The organism is Embleya sp. NPDC050493 (assembly GCF_044458105.1).
Lineage (GTDB): Bacteria > Actinomycetota > Actinomycetes > Streptomycetales > Streptomycetaceae > Embleya.
On sequence record NZ_JBITHP010000008.1, the window covers coordinates 137,028 to 157,783 of the forward strand.

Here is a 20,756-nt window from a genome sequence, read left to right on the forward strand (position 1 = left end):
TGAGGAGTTCGCCCGTTGCGCCGGGCCCGGCCGGCTGCCGGCAGGAGCGTGGGGGGCGATAGCATCGCGCCTACACAACGTGAACGTGGGACGAGTGCCGCAGGCGCGATTTCTCGTTCGGTTTCAGGGCGGGGGCAGGTGCAGATGGATTCCGCGTTCGAGCGGTCGCCGGAGCAGGAGGCATTGATCGCCGAATGGGCTCCGCCGGAGGTCGACACCGGTAGGCCGCACTCGGCGCGCATCTACAACTACTTCCTGGGCGGCAAGTCCAACTTCCCGGTCGATCGGGAAGCCGCCGAAAAGACCCTGGCGGCGGTTCCCCAGGCGCGCACGGCCGCGCGGGCCAATCGGGCGTTCCTGCTGCGGGCGGTCGAGCACCTCGGCCGGCTCGGTATACGGCAGTTCCTCGACATCGGCACCGGCATCCCGGTCGAGGGGCGCAACACTCACGACGCGGCCCAGCGGATCGCGCCCGACTCACGAGTGGTCTACGTCGACAACGACCCCATCGTCCTTGCCCACGCCCGTGCGCTGCTGTCCAGCCATCCGGACGGCGCGACCGCCTACATCGACGCGGACGTGCACGACCCCGACGCCATCCTCGCCGACGCCGCGCTCACCGAGACCCTGGATCTCGAACGGCCGCTCGCCCTCCTGCTGATCGCGATCCTGCACTTCCTTCCGGACGAGGACAAGCCCACCGACATCCTGCGCCGGCTGACCGACCGGCTCCCGTCCGGCAGTTACCTGGTCATCTCGCACCTCACCGGCGACTTCGACCCGGTCTCGACGACCGGCGGGGTCGCGGCGTACCGCAACGCGGGCATCCCGATGCAGGTGCGCAGCCGCGCCGAGGTGGCCGCGCTCGTGCCCGACGGATGGGAACTGCTCGATCCCGGCGTCGATCCGGTTTCCCATTGGCGTCCGGACCCCGGGACCGAACTCCCCGATCCGGTCACCATCGGCTGCTACGGGATGCTGGCGCGCAAACGCTGAAGGGGCCCGGGGGGAGGCATCGGGCGACGGGGCGTTCGATCAGAAGCTTCCACCGCAACCGTGGCCGCCCGCGCCGTAGCTGGAGTGGTGCGACGTCCCGGTGTGGCGGGTGGCGTCCGGTCGCGTCGGGGGCGGGCGGAACAGGTCCGAGCGCGGGAAAAGGCAATCCCACCACGAGCTCAGGACCAGGTCGCACTCCTGCTCCAGCGCCGCCCGGGCGGCGCTCTCCCAGGTGACCGACACGCCCTCGTCGCGCAGTTCGCGCAGCGCGGCTTCCAGGGCGTGGGCGGTGAGCGGCTCGTCGGCCGTGCGGGCGTGCGGTCGGGCGGCCGCCGGGAGCGGATGGTCGGGCGCGACGTCGTACCGGTACACGAGCACGTCGCCGGCAGCCGGGCCGGAGTCTGCTCCCGAGCCGGAGTCTGCTCCCGCGGCGGCCGGGTCGTCGGCGGTAACGGGCGGGTCGGCCTGCTCGCCGACCAGGACCAGCCCCCACATCGGTCGTTCCGCCGACGCCCGGGCCCTGTGCCGCCGTTCCTCGTCGGCCGCACGCCGCGCGGCCTCCGTGCGCTCGTCGTTGGCACGTGTGGCGCCCACGGCTTCGGCCACCGCCTCGCGCGTGGGTCGGTACGCCGCCTCGGCCGCGGCGACAGCCGTCCGGTAGGTCTCCAGCGCCTGCTCCCACGTGCGCAACGCGGCCCGGCGCCGCCGGCGCAGTACTCGCGTGGTCGGCTTGTCGAGGTCGGCGAGTACCTGTGCGCGCACGGGGATCGCCGCCACGATCGCGGCGTCGATCGCCTCCACGTACGCGTGCCCGGCGGCAAGCCATTCGGCGTGTGTCTCGGCGGACGTCCGGACCCGGTCCAGGTTGCCGGAGAGACCGATCCCGATCACCGAGAAGACCTCGGACTCCTTCCACGCCGACGGCGCGCGCCACTCGTGCGCGCTCACCCGGAGCGGCATTCCGTCGAAGAACCCCGCGTCACGGTCCAGTTGCGCGTGCAGGCCCTCGACGCGCCGGCGGTACGACTCGACCGCACGGCGTTCCTCGTACGCGAAGGCGACCACGGGTCCTCCCTCTTCGCATCGTCCGTGTCCCACGTCCACTGTCGACCTCCCCGCCCGCCGTCACAAGCCGGAAGACCCTCCGAGGAGTCGCGCGGGCGACCGAGGCCCATGAGGGGCCGCGCCTCGCGTCTCGCGGCGCGCCGCGTCGTACCTCACCGGTGCGGACGTTCCCGTCGATGGCGGTTTCACGGCCGGTCCGCCGTTCGGCGCAGCGGCCCGGGACGCCGGTGACGTTCCGCCGACGCCGGGCGCCGCCGTCGCCCGCTGTGGGTGCGTACCCTGGACTTCGCAGACGGTCGGCGCCGGCGGGGCGCGGCGAAAGGGAAACGCATGGTTCAGTCGTCGACGGACGCGCCCTCGCGGGGCCGGGGTCGGCCGGCGCGGCTCTCGCGTGGGCAGATCGTGGACGCCGCAGTGGGTCTGGTGTACCAGGACCCGAGTGAGCCGTTGACCGTCAAGCGCGTGGCGGAGGCCGCAGGGTCGGCGCCGATGGCCCTGTACCGCTATTTTCCCGATCGCGACGACCTTTTGTTCGCGGTCGCGGACCGGGTGGCGAGCGACATGGAGTTCGATCGCCCCGCCGGTTCGACGTGGCAGGAGGAACTGCGCAACTGGATGTGGATGAGCCTGGAGTATCTGCGGCCCTACACCCAGCTGCTGCCGTACATCGCGTCGACGCGGCAGCCCGCGTGGTTGCCGGCGTTCGTCCTGCTGACCGAGATCCTGGAGCCGCTGGAACTGGGAGACGAGGACCTGGCGTTGGCCGTCGCGTTGGTGAGTACGACCATCGTCGGTCAGGCCACGTTGGCGGCCCGGCGCGTTCCGGCTCCGGAAATGGTCTCGGCCATGCGGGACGCGTTGGAGGCGGCGGATCCGGCGGATCGGGCCAGGGTGGGCCCGGTGCTGGAACAACTGCCCGGGGCGTTCGAGCGTCTGTACGACCGGGTCATCGATGCCACGCTCGCCGCACTGGCGTCGATGGGCGAGGGCACCGAGCCGGCCGCCCCCGCGACGCCGCCGCGAAAGCGGGCCGTCCCGACGGCGCCGCTGTTCAGCAACCCCTCGCCCTGGTGACTCCGGGCCGGGGCGCACGGAACCGGTTGTGCGGGGTGGTGGCACGACCGGGGGAGGTGGACGTACCGAAGCGGTCCGTCCGGGGTCGGGACGCACCGCTCGGATGGCGCTCGGGTGCGGGCGCGGTGATCCGGCATGTCGCCGCGACGGCATGTCGTCGTACGGCCTGTCGTGGTACGGCCTGTCGCCGTACGGCCGATTCGGTCGAATCCTGACGCTCGACTGCCGTGCCGCCGCTCTTGCCTTTTTTGTGTAACGCGTATTTTATTTGCGGAGGTCGGGTCGCCGGCGCTCCGCAGAAGCGCCGCACGTCGCGTTGTGCCGGGTAGGCGCACGCGCGTACACCTCGGGTACGACGCGGCACCGCGTTTCTCCGGGCCACGACCGGTTGTGGTCGGCGGTCGAGGGCTTGGGCGCGTTCGCCGTTTGCCCGTCGGCCTGGCCGGTGCCGCATTCGACCCGGGTACGCGAACCGCGCCGGCCCGACGGACCACCATCGAGGAGAACGACATGCACGAGACGATCGCCGTCCACGAACTGCTGCACCGCTGGTGGTTCGCCTACGACGAGGGGGAATTCGACGCGTGGGAGGAGATGTTCACCGAGGACGTGTGGTTCACCTCGCGCACGGACACCGGTGACCACCCGTTCGAGGAGTTCATCGCGTCGGACAGCCGAGGCCGTGCCGACGTGCTCGACTGGCAGCGGCGGCACCGGCTCGCCTGCCCGTACCCGCTGCGGCACAACGGCACGAACATCCACGTGACCGGCCACACGGACACCGAGGTGTCGTTGTCGTCGTACATCCACGTGACGTCGGTGGAGAACCGCGTACCCTCACCCGTCGCCAGTGGCATCGTCCGGGCGACCGCACGGCGCGAAGGCGGCGTGTACCGGCTCGCGGAAGTCCATGTCGTGCTCGACACCATGAAGGCCGTGCCGTTCGGGGAGCGGTGACCCGGCCCGGCGGTGGCGACCTCGCCGGCCCTGCCGCGCATCTCCCACGAGCCGCGAACGAGCGGCGGGCGTCTGGGATCCTGTGATCCTGCGATCCTGTGATTCGAATAGTCGAAACCACAGCCTGCTATTTCGAACAGAACCTCTTGTGATCGCGACCGTGCGGCCATAACCTCACACCCACTCGCCTTCCCGACCCCTCAGTCGAAGGAATGCTCATGGTCGACTCCGCAACGGTCGGATCCGCCCCCGCCGGGGGCACCGACACGCATGCCCTGCCCGACGATCTGCCCGAGACCGTGTACGCGTGGCTGGAGGAACGCGGGTGGGGGGACGGCCTGCCGATCGTGGCCCCCACCGAGGAACGGGTGGCCGCGATGGTGGCCGGCTACGCCGGTGATCCCGACGAGGTCGTCGGCGTGCTGCCGCCGCGTCTGGGCGAGGCCACGCCCAGGGTGCTCGCCGTCAACGCGGTGATGGCCGGATGCACGCCCGGGATGTTGCCCCTGCTCGTCGCCGCGACCCGAGGGATGTGCGCACCCGAGTTCAATCTCCGCGGCGTGAACTCCACGACCCACCCGGTGTCGGTGATGGTCGTCGTCCACGGACACGCGGTCTCCGCCCACGGGTTCAACTCCGGTACCGGGACGCTGGGTCCGGGCAATCGCGCGAACGCCACGCTGGGACGCGCGGTGCGGCTGGCGCTGCTGCACATCGGCGGTGGGACGGCCAAGGGCACCGGGGACGCGGGCCTGGCGGACGCGGCGACGCACGGACAACCCTCGAAGTACACGTTCTGCTTCGCGGAGAACGCCGAGGCCAGCCCCTGGGCGGCCTATCCGCGTTCGCTGGGGCTGGAGAGCCGCAGCGCGGTCACCGTGGCCGGGATGGAGAATCCGCACAACATCCACGACATGGAGACCCGGGGTGAGCCGGGGCCGATCCTGGACAAGATGGCGACGGTGATGGCCACGTTCGGGACGAACAACGCGGTCGTCTCCAGTGCCGAGTACTTCATCGTCTTGGGGCCGGAGCACGCGGCCACGATCGCCGCGGCGGGGTGGGCGCGGCAGGACGTCCGGGCGTACCTGTTCGAGAAGGCGCGACGCCGGGCGGGCGACTTCCGCGAGAACTTCCGGGCCGCGTTGTGGCGTCCGTGGATGCGCGCGCTGGCCGACGACGACCTACAGCCGATGACCGACAGCGCGGACAACATCCGGATCCTGGTCGCGGGCGGCCCGGGCAAGCACTCGCTGGTGGTTCCGAGTTGGGGACTCACGCGCAGCGTCACCGTCCCCGTCGACTAGGCCGCAATGCCGGCGGTGCCGGCGGTGCCGCAGTGCCGCCGTGTTGCCCTGTTGCCTGTTGCCTGTTGCCCCACCCGAACACGTTGAGGAGAACGTCGTGACCGTCCACCTGCTCGACCCGTGCGGACGGGTCGGCGAGCCGGCCAAGCAACTCGCGCCCGGACTGGCGGTGTTGACCGGAGCGCGCATCGCCGTCCTGGACAATCTCAAGCCGCACGCGGGCTACATCCAAGGAGCCGTCGCCCGGCTGCTCGCCGAACGTACCGGCGCGGTGGTCTCGCTGGAGATCCCCAAGTTCAGCGCTGCCGCACCCGCCGAACCCGACGTGATCGAGCGGCTGCGCGCATCGGCGGATCTGATCATCACCGGCTCGGCGGACTGTGGTTCGTGCACCTCGTGGAGTTGCCACGACACCGTCGCCCTCGAACAGGCGGGCATTCCCACCCTGCTCCTGGCCACCGCCGGCTTCACCGAGATCGCCCGCCAGGTCTCCTCGCTGTACGGCATGCCCCAGGCGCGCGTCCTCACCGTGCGCGGCCCGCTCGGCGGCTCGTCCGACACCGAACTCGACGCCATGGCACTCGAAGCCCTCGAGGACGCCCTCGTCCTCGCGACGACCACCCCGTCGGCCCACGACGCCCCCTGACCCCGGCCCCGGCCTGCCCGAGCACCCCGAGCACCCGCCGGTCCGGGACGGCGACACGAACGCACGCCCGACCCGGGACCACGACACGAACGCCCGCACCACACGAAGCGGAGAAACCGACTGTGACGGACCCGACGAACCTCACCGGCCGCGCCGCCCTGGTCACGGGCGGTGGCGCCGGACTGGGACGGGCGATCGCCCTCACGCTCGCGCGGGCGGGGGCGAACGTCGCCGTCACCGACATCGTCCCCGAGGCCGCGCACGAGACCTGCGAACTCGTGCGTGCTCATGGGCAGTCGGCCTTCGCGCTGATCGGCGACATGCGCGACCCGCACCGGGTGGACGACCTCGTCGACGAGGCCACGCGAACCCTCGGTCCACTGCGCATCGCCGTCAACAACGTCGGCATGATGGGGGAGCACTCCGCCGCCCCGTTCGTCGAGTGGACACCCCGAGCCATGTCGGATGTGGTCGCCGGCAACCTGCTCACCGCGATGTACTCGTGCCGCGCCGAGGCGGCAGCCATGATCCGCGACCGCGTCGACGGCGTGATCATCAACGTCAGCTCGGGCGAAACCACCCGCCCCGCACCCCGGTTGGCCCCCTACGGGGCCGCCAAGGCAGCGGTCAACCACCTCACCCGGACCCTCGCGGTGGAACTCGCGCCGCACCGCATCCGCGTCAACGCCGTCGCCCCGGGAACCACCCTCACCCGCGAGGTGGAGGCCGCGCTCACCGCCGACTACGTCCGGGCACTGCGTGCCTCGATTCCGCTGGGCGGCGAACTGTCCGCCCCCGAGGACCTCGCCGACCTCGTCCTGTTCCTCGCCAGTGATCTCTCCGCCCACACCACCGGACAGTTCCTCCTGTCCGACAACGGCGCCTTCCTCTCCCGCAGCCGCCCCCCACTCGACACCCACTGATCCGGCTTCGCCTCGCGCCCGGACAGGGTGCGCGACATCCGGTGCGCAAACGCCGAACCCGAGACCGGGGGTGCGGCGTGCCGGCGGCGGCTTGCGGCTTGCGGCCTGCGGCCTGCGGTCTCGGTCTCGGTCTCGTCTCATCGGTCTCGTTCTCGTTCAGGCCGATGTCGATCGGAGAACCGTCCAGGACGGAACAAGCGGTCGAGGTGCCACGAGCCCGGGGTGACGGTGGTCGCGGTGCCGCGTCGCCGGGTCGTCGGGTCGTCGGGTCGGTTTCGCAGCGCGGACGGTGGGCGCCGAGAGGCTGTCCGGAATGCTCGGTCGGCCCTCGCCACGTGTCGTCCGTGTGGGTGCGGGGGAGGTGTGGTCGGCCCCGTGTCGGGCCACGATGCTGTTCATGATCGATTGGACGAGGCTGACTCCGCTCGACGCGGGCGGGGTCACCGTGGGCCGCGCCGAGGCGCATCCCGGTTTCGCGGACCCGGACTACGTCCGTCGCAGGAATCTGATCGCCGACCGGGCCCGAGGCCATCGGGTGGGCGAACCGTCGCCCCGGGTGCGCTACACCGAGGCCGAGCACGCCACCTGGCGTCGCGTGCACGGCGCGCTGTGGCGGACCCAGGACGGCCGGGTCTGTCCGGAACTGCTGCGCGCCCGCGCGGTGGCGCCGATTCCCGCCGACGGTGTCCCGCAGCACGAGGAGGTCTCCGATGGGCTCCAGGCCCTGACCGGGTTCCGGTTCACCCTGGCGGGTGGGATCGTGCCGAACAAGCGTTTCCTCGGGGCGATGGCCGAGGGCTACTTTCACGCCGTGCAGTACGTGCGGCATCCCGCGATGCCGCTGTACACGCCCGAGCCGGACGTCCTGCACGACGTGTTCGGGCACGGCATCCATCTCGCCGACCCGTTCTTCGCCGACCTGTACCGCACGGTGGGCCGGGCCGCGTCCCGCGTGGACAGCGCCGACGCGCTCGATCTGATCAGCCGCGTGTACTGGTTCACCCTCGAATACGGCGTCGTCCTCGAACGCCGCCGACAACCCGAGGCGTACGGGGCGGCTCTGTTGTCGTCCTACGGCGAACTCGCCCGCTTCACCCGCGCCGATCTGCGGCCGTTCGATCTCACCGAAATGGCCCGCATGCCGTACCAGGTCGCCGGCTACCAACCGGTCCTGTTCACCGTCGAATCCCCGACCCACCTCGCCGACCTCCTCCACGCCTTCCTCGACGACTTCGACGAGAACACCCGCCACCGCCTCCGCCTCCCCGCCCCGGCCGAACGCGGCTTCGTGTCCCACCCACCCCAGCGGTGAGGGCGCCGAATCGCGCCCCCCCGCGGGACCGGCCCGCGCGCTTTCGGCACCGACGCCACCACCGACGCCCCCGCGACGGCCACGCGACGACGGGCGGCCCTTGGTGCGGCAGGCGGAAGCAGTGCCGGGGGCGCAGCGGAGGCGAACGACGGTGCGGGCGGGCCCGTGGGTGTGTTCAGTCGAGAGTGGGCATCAGTGGTGGGCCGCCCGACTCCGCGTTCAGGGTGATCTTTCGCAGCAGGGCCACGAGTTGCTCCCGTTCCGCTTCGCACAGCGGGGCCAGGAGCGCCTGTTCGGTCGCCATCTGATCGCCGATCGTGGACGACCACGCCTCGTGGCCCTCCTCGGTCAGCGTCACGAGCAGGCTCCGGCGGTCCTCCGGGGTGTGCTCCCGGGTCACGTAGCCGGACTTCGCCATGCGGTCCAGCCGGCTCGTGAGGGTCGCCGGATGGATGTCCAGGCCCTCGGCGAGCCGTGTCGGCGTCATCCGGTACGGCTCGCCGGCGGAGCGCAGCCGCCAGAGGATCTCGTATTCCCACATCTTCAACCTGCGTCGGCCGAGCCCTGCTTCCTTGCGACGCTGGAGATGGCGCACCAGCATCTGCATCCGGGTGACGACACCCTCGACCATCGGGTCCAGATCGGGAACCTCGTGCTTCCAATGAGCGATGTGCCGGTCGACCGAGTCGGCAGACGGGCCCTGGTCGTGCGTCGTGTCCATCGCGCCAGCATACCGGCAAGTATTACCGATTCATATAATTTGAAATCGTAGTAACGTCGAGGCTTCCCTTCCGAGGAGGTATCGATGGCCCCATGGCCCACCGTGCTCGCAGGCCGCATCGACGAGCACGTCATCGACAGCGTCCTGTTGCGCGACAATCCCCTGGGCGACGCGGCGAAGAGGCCGTTGTGGGTCTACACCCCACCCGGCTACGACACCGATCCCGGGCGCCGCTATCCCGTCACCTATCTGCTGCTCGGCTACGCCGGGACCCTCCCGGTCTGGCGCAACCACACCCCTTACCGCCGGCCGGTGCCCGAACTCGTCGACGGGATCTTCGCCCGCGGCGAGGCACCGCCCATGATTCTGGTGTTCGTGGACGCGTGGACCACGTACGGCGGCAGCCAATACGTCGACTCGCCGGGGACCGGCCGCTACCACTCGTATCTCTGCGAGGAGATCGTGCCGTGGGTCGACGCCCACTACCGGTCGCTCGCCGACCGCGATCACCGGGCGCTGGCAGGCAAGTCGAGCGGCGGGCTCGGCGCGATGATCACACCGATGCTCCGTCCCGACCTGTTCGGCGCGTTCGCGACGCACTCGGGTGATTCGTTGTCGGAGGCCCAGTACATCCCTCATTTCCTCATGGCGGCACGCCACTTGCGGGCCTACGACGGCGACATCTTCCGCTGGTGGGACGACTTCCGCTCCCGAGTGGCCTTCACCCGGGACGAGGATCTTCGGCTGCTCGAACTGCTCGGCGTCTCGGCCTGCTTCTCGCCCGCTCCGGACGGCACGCCACAGTTGCCCTTCGACCCGCGCACGGGTGCGCTCCGGCCGGAGATCTGGCAGCGCTGGCTGGACCGGGATCCGGTCAGGATGGCGCCACTGCACGCCGAGGCACTGCGATCCCAGCGGGCGATCTGGATCGACGCGGGCACCCGCGACGAATGGTTCCTCGACCTGGGGGCACAGGCGTTCCGCGATGCCCTCGTCGAGGCCGGAGTGGATGAGGGCGTCGTCCGCTTCGAGTTGTTCGACGGAGGACACCACGCCGTGGAATACCGGATGCCGCCCGCACTCGCGTGGCTCGCCCATCGGATCGCGCAACCGCGGTAGTCGTCGCGGGCGTTCCACGTCCCCGGGCCACGTCGCGACGAGGGTCCGCGTCGATGTCGACGGCGCATGGCGCCGTTCGGCCTGGCGGGCCTCGTCGCAAGCGTCGACGAGTGGCGGTGACCGACGCATGCCATGACCGACGCATACGATCCATGTCCTGGCGTGTCGTGCTCGGGCCGTCGTCGCGGCTCGGTCGTCAGGGGGCCGGGACGGGGCCCGGGGTGCGGCCCCGGATGCCGGTGAAGTGAACCGTGATCGCGCGGCGGGCGCGTTCGGCGTCGCGGGCGGCGACCGCGTCGTAGACCTCGCGGTGCTGGGCGGCGACGTCCCGGGCGGACTCGCCGATCGGCGGCAGGTCGGCGGCGAGTCGATCGTAGGCGTCCCAGAACGCGGCGAGCAGGCGCAGCATCAGGTCGTTGCCCAACGGGCGATACAGCGTCTCGTGGAACTGCCGGTCGGTCAGCGGTGACACCTCGCCCTCGGCTGCCTCGGCGGCCATGCGATCGGCCATCGCGCGCAGATCCGCCAGGTCGGCGTCGTCGGCGATCTCGACGACCTGTCCGATCAGGCCCGCCTCCAGGGCCTCGCGCACCGCGACCAGTTCGGTGATGCTGCGCGCGCCCGAGGCTTGGGAGAGGCGGCCGTGGAAGGACAGTTCGTCGACGAGGGCGCCGAGGGACATGCGGCCCACGTAGGTGCCGAAGCCGTGCCGGATCTCCACGATGCCCACGGCTTGGAGCGCCTTGAGCGCCTCACGTACGGAGTTTCGGCTGACGCCGAGGAGATCCATGAGATCGGTCTCGGTGGGCATCGGATCGCCCGCGCCCAGGCCGCGCTCCAGGATCAACTCCTTGATCCGCTCCTGTACGCCGTACTTGCGCCGGTCGCTCACCGTCATCGCGTCCCCCCTCGCCGAATGTCTCCGGACGTCACCCTACTCATCGACGCGTCCACGCCCGTCGCACAGCGTGGTCGTCGCATCGGTTCGCCTCGCCCTCTTGACCGGGTCACGGATGGCCTCCTAATCTCACCCGAGTCTAGACGTAGGACGTCCCTCGTTCCACATCCGATGTCTGATGTTCAGCAATTGTCCCCGTAGGTTTTTCCTCGCAGTCCTCGCATTACCGGACAAGACAGGAGGCGTCGTGTTCGAGTCGCGTTCGCCCGCCCAGGCGCTGGGCCGCCGACAGTTCCTCGGATTCATCGGCGCGCTCGGCGCCGCCACCGCCATCGGTGGCTCCCTCGCCGCGTGCGGCCCCGCGTCGACGAACATCGGCAACGGGGACTCGGGCGGCAAGAGCAGGGGCAAGAAGACCATCAACGCCGGTCTCTCCTACACGCTGAGCACCGGCTTCGACCCGATGACCGCCTCCGGCGCGCTCCCCGTCGCGGCCAACCTGCACGTCTTCGAGGGTCTGGTCGACCTCGATCCGGTCACCCGAAGCCCGTACGCCGCGCTGGCGGCGGCGATGCCCCAGCAGGTGGACGCCACCACGTGGCGGGCCAAGGTGCGCTCGGGCGCCACCTTCCACGACGGCTCACCGGTCACCGCCGAGGACGTCGCCTTCAGTTTCCAGCGTGTCCTGGATCCGGCGAACAACTCGCTGATCAGCCAGTTCCTGCCGTTCCTGCGCGAGGTGCGGGCAATCGACGCGAACACCGTCGAGTTCGGCCTCACCTTCGCGTTCGCACTGTTCGGCGAGCGGATATCCGTGGTCAAAATCGTCCCCAAGGCCGTGGTGACCAAGGGTCAGCAGCAGTTCGACGCGCTGCCGGTGGGATCGGGTCCGTACCGGATGGTGTCCGCGACCAAGGACGACCGGATCGTCTTCGCCGAGCACGCCGCCTACAACGGCCCCAAACCGGCGCGCGCCGCGACGATGAACTGGCTCCTGCTCGCCGACGCATCCGCCCGGGTCACCGCGCTCGACTCCGACCGGGTCCAGGTGGTCGAGGACGTTCCGTACATCAACTACGCCCAGGTCAAGAAGGCGCATCGGGCCGACTCCGTGCAGAGCTTCGGCCTGCTGTTCCTGATGTTCAACCTGCGCCGCAAGCCCTTCGACGACGTGCGGGTGCGCCAGGCGCTGCACTGGGGCCTGGACAAGGAAAAGCTGATCGCCACCGGCCTGCTCGGCAACGCCGTCCCGGCGAGCAGCTTCCTCCAGGAGACCCACCCCGACTACCGCCGCGCGGCCACCGTCTACGGCTACGACCCGGCCAGGGCCAAGAGCCTGCTGGCCGAGGCGGGCGTGAGCGGGCTCGACGTCACCCTGGTGCTCACCGACACCGCATGGGTCAAGGACATCGCGCCGCTGATCAAGGAGAGCTGGGACGGGATCGGCGTGCGCACCACGCTCGACATCGGCCAGTCCGGCGGCCAGTACAAGAACAAGATCGACAACGGCGAGTACCAGGTGATGGCCGCCCCCGGCGACCCGTCGGTGTTCGGCAACGACGTCGACCTGCTGATGCGCTGGTGGTACGTGGGCCTGTGGGCCGACAAGCGCCACATGTGGTCACAGACTCCCGAGGGCAAGCAGGCCCGGACGCTCCTGGACGCCGCGGCCGCCGAGGCCGACACGGTCAAGCGCAAGGAATTGTGGGGGCAGGCGATCGACCTGGCCGCCGCACAGGTCCCGCTCTACCCGGTCTTCCACCGCAAGCTCGCCACCGCCTGGAACGACAAGGCGCTCACCGGCTTTCGGCCGCTGCCCACCACCGGCCTGTCCTTCCTGGACGCCGGCCCCGCGTAGGCCACCCCGGCCCCCCCCCCCCCCCCCGCAACCCCCGCGCCCCCCCCCCCCCCCCCGGGGGGGGGGCGCCCCCCCCCCCCCCCCCCCCCCCCCCCCCCCCGGCCCCCCCCCCCCCCCCGCGGGGGGGGGCGGCCCGCCTCCCGCCCTCCGAGAGCCCCATGACCACGATCCTGCGCATGGCCGGCAGACGGCTGCTCACGCTCCCACCCCTCCTCCTGGGGATCACGTTGTTCGTCTTCGTGGTCCTGCGTTTCTCGCCCACCGACCCCGCGTACAACGCGCTCGGCGAAGGCGCGTCCGAGGCCGCGCGCGACGCGTACTCCGCCGACCACGGGCTCGACGACCCGATCGTGGTGCGCTACCTCGCCTTCCTGGGCGACCTGCTGCACGGCGACCTCGGCGTCACCACCCCGCCCAGCAAGCCGGTCTCGGACGCGATCTTCACCGCCCTGCCACTGACCCTGCAACTGACCTTCCTGGGCATGCTGCTCGCGTCACTGGGCGCGTTGCTGCTCGGCGTGACCGCGGCGATCTTCCGCGACCGCCGGCCCGATCAGGTCATCCGCGTGTTGTCGATGGCCGGCGTGGCCACGCCCTCGTTCTGGCTCGGCATCCTGCTCATCCAGCAGTTCGCGCTGCGCCTGGGCTGGTTTCCCACCGGCGGCTACGTCAACCCGGTCGACGGCGTGGGCGCCTGGCTGCGGAGCCTGTTCCTGCCCGCCGTCGCGATCGCCGTGCCGGTCGGCGCTTCCCTGACCCGCATCGTGCGCACCTCGATGGTCGAGGAACTCGACCGCGACTACGTGCGCACCGCCGCCGGAAACGGTCTGCCGCCCCTGGTGATCGTGGGCCGCAACGTGTTGCGCAACGCCTTGGTGACCCCGCTGACCGTGCTCGGCCTGCGCGCCGGATACGCGCTCGGCGGCGCGGTGGTGATCGAGACCATCTTCGGCCTCCCGGGCCTGGGCACGCTCATCCTCAACGGCGTCACCTCCGGCGACGTGGCCGTCGTACAGGGCACCGTCCTCGTGATCGCCGTCGTGTTCGTGCTCGTCAACCTGGTCGTCGACCTCGCCTGCCTGTTCGCCAACCCCCGTACCAGGGAGGCCTGAAGATGATGCGCCCCGAACTGGTCGCCCGACTCTCGCGCCCCGGCATCCGGTGGAGCCGGCTGTCGGTGCCCGCCCGCGTGTGCGTGAGTGCGCTCGCCCTGCTGTGCCTGGCGGCGCTGCTGGGGCCGTGGATCGCCCCGCACGACCCGCTCGCCACCGGCATCCCCGCCCAAAGCCCTTCCGGCGAACACTGGTTCGGTACCGACCGGGCCGGGCGCGACGTGTTCTCCCGGCTCCTGGTCGGCGCGCGCTGGTCGCTCGCCATCGGACTGGGCGCCACCATCCTGGCGCTCGTGCTCGGAGGTCTGCTCGGCGCCCTCGCCGCCACCTCGCGGCGTCTGGTCGACGAGGGCGTCATGCGTGTGCTCGACGTGGTCATGGCCTTTCCCAACGTGGCCCTGGCCGCCGTGTTCGTCGCCGTCTTCGGCAGCTCGCTGAGCGTGCTGGTCTGCTCCATCGCGTTCCTGTACACCCCCTCGCTGGCCCGCGTCGTGCGCGCCAACGTGCTCGCGCAGTACGGCGAGGACTACGTCGCGGCCGAACGCGTGATCGGCGCCCGGCGCCCGCACATCCTCATCCGACACGTCGCGGTCAACTGCGCCGCGCCGATCCTGGTCTTCGCCACCGTCCTGGTCGCGGATGCCATCGTCTTCGAGGCGAGCCTGTCCTTCATCGGCGCGGGCGTGCCCGACCCCGACCCCTCCTGGGGGTCGGTGATCGCCTACGGCCGCACCCTCGTGCTCACCGGCGGCTGGTGGGCCACCTTCTTCCCGGGCCTGATGATCCTGCTCACCGTGCTCGCGCTGAACGTACTCGCCGAAGGCATCTCCGACGCGTGGGCCGCGCCCGCCGGACACACCGCCAAGGACCCGATCAAGGCCGAGCGCGAAGCCGCCCGCGTCGCGCCGCTCGATGCGGCCGCGCACGCCGCCCTGGACGCACGCCTGGCCGAGGCCGCCGACCGGTTGCCGATCCGCGAGGTCCCCGACGCGCCGGCGCTGCTGTCCGTGCGCGGGCTGTCCGTACGCTTTCCCGACCGGCACGGCGGCGTACGCATCGTCGACGACGTCTCCTTCGACGTACGCCCGGGGGAGACCGTGGGCCTGGTCGGGGAGAGCGGCTGCGGCAAGAGCCTGACCAGCCTGGCCGTGATGGGCCTGCTGCCCAAGGGTGCCGAGACCGCGGGAGAGGTGCACTTCGCCGGCCGCGATCTGCTCGCGATGACCCCGCGCGAACGTCGCCCGCTCCTGGGACACGAGATCGCGATGATCTACCAGGACGCGCTCAGCTCGCTCAATCCCGGCCTGCTCATCGAGACCCAGATGCGCCAGCTCACCAGGCGCGGCGGCACCCGCACGCCCGCCGAACTGCTCGAACTGGTCGGCCTGGATGCCGCCCGTACCCTGCGCAGCCACCCGCACCAGCTCTCCGGCGGTCAGCGCCAGCGCGTGCTGATCGCGATGGCCCTCTCGCGCGGCCCCCGGCTGATCCTGGCCGACGAACCCACCACCGCGCTGGACGTGACCGTGCAGGCCCAGGTCGTGGACCTGCTGACCCGGCTGCGCGACGAACTGGGCTTCGCCCTGGTCCTGATCTCGCACGACCTGGCCCTGGTGTCCTCGCTCGCCGACCGGATCGTGGTCATGTACGGCGGCCATGTGATCGAGACCGGCCGCACCGCGCAGCTCCTGCGCGCTCCCCGGCACCACTACGCCCGCGGCCTGCTGGGCTCGGTGTTGTCCCTGGAAGCCGGCGAGGAGCGCCTGCACCAGATCCCGGGTGTGGTGCCGCCGCCGGCCGACTTCGGCCCCGGCTGCCGGTTCGCCGAACGTTGTCCCGCGGCGAGCGAGCGGTGCCTCGACGTCCGACCGGCCCTGACCGGTGACGTGCGCGCGCACGCCGCCGCCTGCCACCACCCGGCCCAGACCCTGACCGGAGGCGTTCGATGAACCGGACCCGGACCGCGCCCACACCCGCTACCGGACCCGAACCCGGGAGGTCGGCCGGACCCACCGTGCTCTCGGTGCACGACGTGGACGTCACCCACACCGTGGCCGGCGCCGGACTCTTCGCCAGGGCACACCTGCACGCCCTCACCGGCGCGCGGATCGCCGTCCGCCGCGGCGAAGTGCTGGGCATCGTCGGCGAATCGGGCTGCGGCAAGTCCACCCTGGCCCGGGTACTGGTGGGACTGCAAAAGCCCACCGCGGGCGTCGTGCGCTTTCACGACCAGGACCTGTGGCAGATGCCCGCCAAGCGCCGCGAGAGAGAATTCGGCAGCGCCCTGGGCATGGTCTTCCAGGACGCCTCCACCGCCTTGAACCGACGCCTGACCGTACGCCGCGTCCTGCGCGACCCCCTCGACGTGCACGGACGCGGCACCAGGGAGGGACGCGAGGCGCGCGTGCGCGAGGTGATGGACCTGGTCGGCCTGCCGCCGAGCGCGGCCGAGGCACTGCCCGGACAGTTGTCCGGCGGACAACGCCAGCGCGTGGCGATCGCCCGCGCACTGGTCCTGGAACCCGAGGTGATCGTCGCCGACGAACCCACCTCGGCGCTCGACGTGTCCGTGCGCGCGCAGATCCTCAACCTGCTCCGCGATCTCAAGGACCGGCTCGGCCTGGGCCTGGTGTTCATCTCCCACGACATCCAGACCGTGCGTTACCTGGCGGACCGGATCGCCGTCATGTATCTGGGCCGGGTCGTCGAGGAGGGCCCGACCGCGCGGGTCACCGCCGCCCCGCGGCACCCCTACACGGTCGCCCTGTTCTCGGCCACGCCCAGCCTGCTCGACTCCGCGGAGCGGATCACCCTGACCGGACCCCTGCCCTCCGCCGTCGATCCGCCCAGCGGATGCCCGTTTCGGACCCGGTGCCACAAGGCGACGGACTCCTGCGCCGAGGAGTTGCCCGAGCCGCGCGAGGCGGAATCGGGTCACCTCTTCCGCTGTCACCACCCCATGTGACCCTCGCGGCGCCCTGTCGCGGCCCGCCGTCGTTCGTTTCCGCGGTCCTCCGTCGTCCGTGCGACCTCTCGGCCCGCTCGGTTTTCCGTCCCCCTTCCGCTTTTCCGCCACTTTCTTTCACCGCCAGGAGCTCTGAACCGCATGACCCCGTCGCCGACCGCACTTCGCGGCGTCGTACCCCCCGTCTGCACCCCGCTGACCCCCGAGTCGGAGGTCGACGCCCCCTCGCTGGAGCGACTGATCGCGCACCTGCTCGACGCCGGCGTGGACGGCCTGTTCGTCCTCGGCTCCACCAGCGAGGTCGCGTTCCTGCCGGATGCGCACCGGGCCCGGGTCCTGGAGATCGCGGTGGGTGCCGTCGCCGGCCGGGTGCCCGTGGTCGCCGGCGTGATCGACACCGCCACACTGCGGGTTGCCGAGCACATCCGCACCGCCGAGAAGTACGGCGCGGACGGAGTGGTGGCCACCGCCCCCTTCTACACCCGCACCCACCCGGCCGAGATCGACGCGCACTTTCGCATGTTGCGTGCCGTCACCGACCTGCCCGTGGTCGCCTACGACCTGCCGGTATCGGTGCACACCAAGCTCGGCGTCGCGCAACTGGCGACCATGGCCCGCGATGGGGTGATCCAGGCGGTCAAGGACTCCAGCGGCGACGAGGGCGGATTCCGCCGATTGCTCCTGGAGACCGCCGACGTCGCGGACTTCGCGGTGCTCACCGGCTCGGAGCTGACCGTGGACACCGCCTTCCGGATGGGCGCGCACGGCGTGGTCCCGGGGCTGGGCAACGTCGACCCGCACGGCTACGTCCGGCTGCGGGACCTGGCCGCGGCGGGCGAGTGGGATGCCGCCAAGGCCGAACAGGAACGTCTGATCGCGCTGTTCGGCCTGGTCGACGCCGGCGCGCCGGCGCGCATGGGGCGAGGATCGTCGGCGCTGGGTGCGTTCAAGGCCGCGCTGCACCTGCTCGGCGTGATCGACTGCCCCGCGACCGCCGCGCCGCAGATCCCGCTGAACGCGGCCGAGGTCGCCGACGTGCGTGCCCACCTGGTCCGGGCCGGCCTGCTCGCGGCATGACCATCCCGGGATGGCCCCGGATCGGGGTCGACATCGGCGGAACGAAGATCGCCGCCGGGTTGGTGTGGCGCGACGGGAGCGTCACCGGCCGCCGCGTGCGGGCGACCCCGGCCGCGGCGGGCGCGGACCGGGTGCTGGCGGCGGTGATCGACCTGGTGCGCGAACTCGCCCCGGACGCGGCCTGCGTGGGCATCGGAGCGCCCGGTGCCGTGGACACCCGAACCGGGACCGTGCGCTTCGCGACCGACCTGCTCCCCGGCTGGGCGGGCACCCCCGTGGGCGACGCGGTCGAGTCCGCGTCCGGCTTGCGGACCCTGGTGGACAACGACGTCAACGTGCTGGCCCTGGGCGAACTGCGCCGCGGTGCGGCGATCGGCAACGACGCGGTGTTGTACGTGTCGGTCGGTACCGGCGTGGGCGGCGCGCTCGCCCTCGGCGGCCGGATCGTGCGCGGCGCACGCGCAGTCGCGGGCGAACTGGGCCACCTGAGCGTGGCCGGGCCGGTACGGGCACGGCCGTGCGCATGCGGACGCACCGGGCATCTGGAGGCGGTCGCGTCCGGGCCCGCGATCGAGGCGGCGTACGGCGCGCCCGGGGTGGACCTGCGTGAGATCGCCCGCCGCGCGCACGCGGGGGAGTCCCGCGCCGGCGCGGTGATCGAGGAGGCCGCGGTCGCCCTCGGACGCACCCTCGCCGGACTCGTGAGCGCGCTGGACCCCCAGGCGCTGGTCGTGGGCGGCGGGGTGGCGGGCATCGGGCCGCGCTTCACCGATCCGCTGGCCGACGCGCTGCGCGCCGAGGTCCTGCCGCCCCTGCGCACGATCCCGGTGCTGACGGCGGCACTGGGGCTGGACGCGCCCCTGGTGGGTGCGGCCCTGCTGCCCGAGGACCTGACGATCGCCGTCGACGGGAACGACTCGACCGTTTCGGCGGGTTCGGGCCAGTCGACGGCTCTCGTGGATCCGGACGAAACCGACAACTCCTCTGCAACGAAACGGATGTGACCATGCATCACCTACTCGAGCCGTTGCGCGGCGGCCTGATCGTGTCGGTCCAGGTCCACCGCGCGGACGACCCGCTGCGCGACCCGGCGATCATGGCGGCGATCGCACGCGCCGCCGTGGAGGGCGGCGCGGCCGCGATCCGCTGCGGTGGCATCGGCGGAATCCCCGACGTCGAGGCGGTGTGTGCGGCCGTGGACGTGCCGGTGATCGGGTTGTGGAAGGACGGCGACGCGGACGTGTACATCACGCCGACCGCCGCCCACGCCGTGGCGGTGACAGCGGCGGGGGCGCGGATCGTCGCGATCGACGGCACCACCCGTGCCCGGCCCGACGGCAGTACCTTCGCCGACGCGGTGCGCGCGGTGCACGCCGTCGGGGCGCTGGTGCTCGCGGACGTGTCCACCGAGGACGAGGCGTCGGCCGCCGAGGCGGCCGGCGCGGACGCGGTGGCGACGACACTGGCCGGCTACACCGGGGGCAGGGCCCGAACGCCCGGCCCCGACCTGGCCCTGGTGGAGACGTTGGCCGCACGGATGGAGGTCCCGGTGATCGCCGAGGGGCGCTACCACCGCCCGGCCGACGCGGCGGCGGCGATCGCGGCCGGCGCGCACGCGGTGGTGGTCGGCACCGCGATCACGGTACCGGCGTGGATCACCACGAGCTTCCGCGAGGCGCTGCCGGACCGGGACCGATAGGGGATCGTTCGCGCCGAACTCCGCTTCCGAGCCGACCACTTCGAGCAGCGCGAGATCGGCCGCGCCCGAACTCGGCTCCGGGGTCGTTGACTTCGAGCAGCGCGAGACCGGCCGCACCGGTCGCTACGCATGTGGGGCCGCCGGGCCCTTGCGTTGTCGCGGCGGCGCGGGCACCCGCCGTGGTGTGTGCTCGCCCGTGCGGTCCCGTTCCGAGCCGGGCCGGCGACGGGCCGGGGACGGGACGGGACGGGACGGGACGAGGCCGAACGTGTCGTTCGGGGTGGTTAGGTTTGGCGGTATGAGTCTTTCCCTGAGCATTTTTGTCGTCGATCCCGAGGTCACGCGTGCGGTGGTGGGATCGCGGGACGTACGCGTGCGGCGGGCCATCGGCGGGCGGTTCAAGCAGGAGATGGCGCAGGACGACGACTACTTCGCGAGCGAGATCGAGGCCGGGGCGCCGACGCGGTACGAGGCGCTGACCGCAGTGGTCGACGGCGGACCGTTCAACGAGACGCACACGTTCCAGTACGGCTACGCGTACCGGATGATCTGCGCCTTTCACGGGCGGCGGCAGTGGGGCAACAGCTACTCGCCGTTCAGGTTCGCGTGGCTGGGACACGTGGACGAGGCACTCCGGTCCCTCGGGATCACAGCGGTGCAGGTCTCGGAGTTCGGCTACGGGCTGCCCGCCCCGCTGCCACGCACCGACCTGCCGGGCCACGGAGTCTGGTCCCCGGCGGACTGCGTCACCGCGCTCACGCAGTTCGAAGCGGTGACCGAGGCGCAACTGGCCGCTCTGGACGACGACGTACGCGAAGCGGTCGAGGAGTGCGCGGGCTGGCTGCGCGCGGCACGAGCGAGCGAGGGGCGAGGGGTGGTGGGCTTCATGTCCTGAGGCCGAGCCCTCGGACGCCGACCCGACCCGGCGGGCCCGACCCGACCCGGCCGACCGGGCGAGTCCGGTCCGCCGAGGGTGACGCGTCCGGCACGCGACGGGGGCGGTGCTCGGAAGTCGGAAAAGATCTTC

Annotated in this window: 19 protein-coding genes; 16 read left to right on the forward strand and 3 right to left on the reverse strand. The window is 71.6% G+C overall.

The window, feature by feature from the left end; genetic code table 11:
• The first annotated feature begins 144 nt into the window (after window positions 1-144).
• Complete coding sequence (locus ACIBM5_RS18135) at window positions 145-996, forward strand: SAM-dependent methyltransferase (RefSeq protein ID WP_396007776.1); 852 nt, start codon at window positions 145-147, stop codon at window positions 994-996.
• Window positions 997-1,035: 39 nt separating this feature from the next.
• Here ACIBM5_RS18135 and ACIBM5_RS18140 read toward each other — a convergent pair whose 3' ends face one another.
• A complete protein-coding gene (locus ACIBM5_RS18140; RefSeq protein WP_396007777.1) occupies window positions 1,036-2,061 on the reverse strand; it encodes a hypothetical protein in 1,026 nt (341 codons plus the stop codon).
• A 330-nt stretch (window positions 2,062-2,391) separates the two neighbouring features.
• Between ACIBM5_RS18140 and ACIBM5_RS18145 the strand changes: the two genes are divergently transcribed.
• The 6 genes from ACIBM5_RS18145 to ACIBM5_RS18170 all read left to right on the forward strand — a co-directional run bounded on the left by ACIBM5_RS18145 (window position 2,392) and on the right by ACIBM5_RS18170 (window position 8,280).
• The gene (locus ACIBM5_RS18145) at window positions 2,392-3,135 is read left to right on the forward strand and encodes a TetR/AcrR family transcriptional regulator (protein WP_396007778.1); all 744 of its coding nucleotides are present in this window, start codon (window positions 2,392-2,394) and stop codon (window positions 3,133-3,135) included.
• Between the two features lie 510 nt (window positions 3,136-3,645).
• Window positions 3,646-4,092, forward strand: a complete 447-nt coding sequence (locus ACIBM5_RS18150) for a nuclear transport factor 2 family protein (RefSeq protein ID WP_396007779.1) — start codon at window positions 3,646-3,648, stop codon at window positions 4,090-4,092.
• A gap of 218 nt (window positions 4,093-4,310) precedes the next feature.
• Window positions 4,311-5,399: a hypothetical protein gene (locus tag ACIBM5_RS18155; RefSeq protein WP_396007780.1), complete on the forward strand. Its 1,089-nt coding sequence runs from the start codon at window positions 4,311-4,313 to the stop codon at window positions 5,397-5,399.
• Between the two features lie 97 nt (window positions 5,400-5,496).
• A complete protein-coding gene (locus ACIBM5_RS18160) occupies window positions 5,497-6,045 on the forward strand; it encodes a hypothetical protein (protein ID WP_391583203.1) in 549 nt (182 codons plus the stop codon).
• 122 nt (window positions 6,046-6,167) lie between these two features.
• A complete protein-coding gene (locus ACIBM5_RS18165) occupies window positions 6,168-6,968 on the forward strand; it encodes an SDR family NAD(P)-dependent oxidoreductase (protein WP_396007781.1) in 801 nt (266 codons plus the stop codon).
• Between the two features lie 397 nt (window positions 6,969-7,365).
• Window positions 7,366-8,280, forward strand: coding sequence for a phenylalanine 4-monooxygenase (locus ACIBM5_RS18170; RefSeq protein WP_396007782.1), 915 nt, complete (start codon window positions 7,366-7,368; stop codon window positions 8,278-8,280).
• 175 nt (window positions 8,281-8,455) lie between these two features.
• Here the strand turns inward: ACIBM5_RS18170 and ACIBM5_RS18175 are convergent, their stop codons facing one another.
• Window positions 8,456-9,001 carry a MarR family winged helix-turn-helix transcriptional regulator gene (locus ACIBM5_RS18175; protein WP_396007783.1) on the reverse strand — a complete coding sequence of 182 codons (546 nt, stop codon included), beginning with the start codon at window positions 8,999-9,001 and terminating at the stop codon, window positions 8,456-8,458.
• A gap of 84 nt (window positions 9,002-9,085) precedes the next feature.
• Between ACIBM5_RS18175 and ACIBM5_RS18180 the strand changes: the two genes are divergently transcribed.
• On the forward strand, window positions 9,086-10,120 hold the full coding sequence (locus ACIBM5_RS18180; protein WP_396007784.1) for an alpha/beta hydrolase: 1,035 nt from the start codon (window positions 9,086-9,088) through the stop codon (window positions 10,118-10,120).
• A gap of 196 nt (window positions 10,121-10,316) precedes the next feature.
• On the opposite strand, the gene ACIBM5_RS18185 is transcribed toward ACIBM5_RS18180, so the two are convergent.
• Window positions 10,317-11,018 carry a FadR/GntR family transcriptional regulator gene (locus ACIBM5_RS18185; RefSeq protein WP_396007785.1) on the reverse strand — a complete coding sequence of 234 codons (702 nt, stop codon included), beginning with the start codon at window positions 11,016-11,018 and terminating at the stop codon, window positions 10,317-10,319.
• A gap of 247 nt (window positions 11,019-11,265) precedes the next feature.
• Here ACIBM5_RS18185 and ACIBM5_RS18190 point away from each other — a divergent pair, with 247 nt between their 5' ends.
• From ACIBM5_RS18190 to ACIBM5_RS18225, 8 genes are all read left to right on the forward strand, one after another.
• Window positions 11,266-12,876 (forward strand): ABC transporter substrate-binding protein, encoded by a 1,611-nt coding sequence (locus tag ACIBM5_RS18190; RefSeq protein WP_396007786.1) that lies wholly within the window; start codon window positions 11,266-11,268, stop codon window positions 12,874-12,876.
• Between the two features lie 158 nt (window positions 12,877-13,034).
• A complete protein-coding gene (locus ACIBM5_RS18195; protein ID WP_396007787.1) occupies window positions 13,035-13,988 on the forward strand; it encodes an ABC transporter permease in 954 nt (317 codons plus the stop codon).
• A 2-nt stretch (window positions 13,989-13,990) separates the two neighbouring features.
• Window positions 13,991-15,937 (forward strand): dipeptide/oligopeptide/nickel ABC transporter permease/ATP-binding protein, encoded by a 1,947-nt coding sequence (locus ACIBM5_RS18200; protein ID WP_396007788.1) that lies wholly within the window; start codon window positions 13,991-13,993, stop codon window positions 15,935-15,937.
• A 65-nt stretch (window positions 15,938-16,002) separates the two neighbouring features.
• Complete coding sequence (locus ACIBM5_RS18205) at window positions 16,003-16,953, forward strand: oligopeptide/dipeptide ABC transporter ATP-binding protein (RefSeq protein ID WP_396007946.1); 951 nt, start codon at window positions 16,003-16,005, stop codon at window positions 16,951-16,953.
• Between the two features lie 141 nt (window positions 16,954-17,094).
• Window positions 17,095-18,030: a dihydrodipicolinate synthase family protein gene (locus ACIBM5_RS18210; protein ID WP_396007789.1), complete on the forward strand. Its 936-nt coding sequence runs from the start codon at window positions 17,095-17,097 to the stop codon at window positions 18,028-18,030.
• Window positions 18,027-19,034, forward strand: coding sequence for an ROK family protein (locus ACIBM5_RS18215; RefSeq protein WP_396007790.1), 1,008 nt, complete (start codon window positions 18,027-18,029; stop codon window positions 19,032-19,034). The genes ACIBM5_RS18210 and ACIBM5_RS18215 overlap by 4 nt, the downstream gene beginning before the upstream one ends.
• Window positions 19,035-19,036: 2 nt before the next feature.
• Window positions 19,037-19,729 carry an N-acetylmannosamine-6-phosphate 2-epimerase gene (locus ACIBM5_RS18220; RefSeq protein ID WP_396007791.1) on the forward strand — a complete coding sequence of 231 codons (693 nt, stop codon included), beginning with the start codon at window positions 19,037-19,039 and terminating at the stop codon, window positions 19,727-19,729.
• A 298-nt stretch (window positions 19,730-20,027) separates the two neighbouring features.
• The gene (locus ACIBM5_RS18225) at window positions 20,028-20,624 is read left to right on the forward strand and encodes a hypothetical protein (protein WP_396007792.1); all 597 of its coding nucleotides are present in this window, start codon (window positions 20,028-20,030) and stop codon (window positions 20,622-20,624) included.
• Window positions 20,625-20,756: the final 132 nt, after the last annotated feature.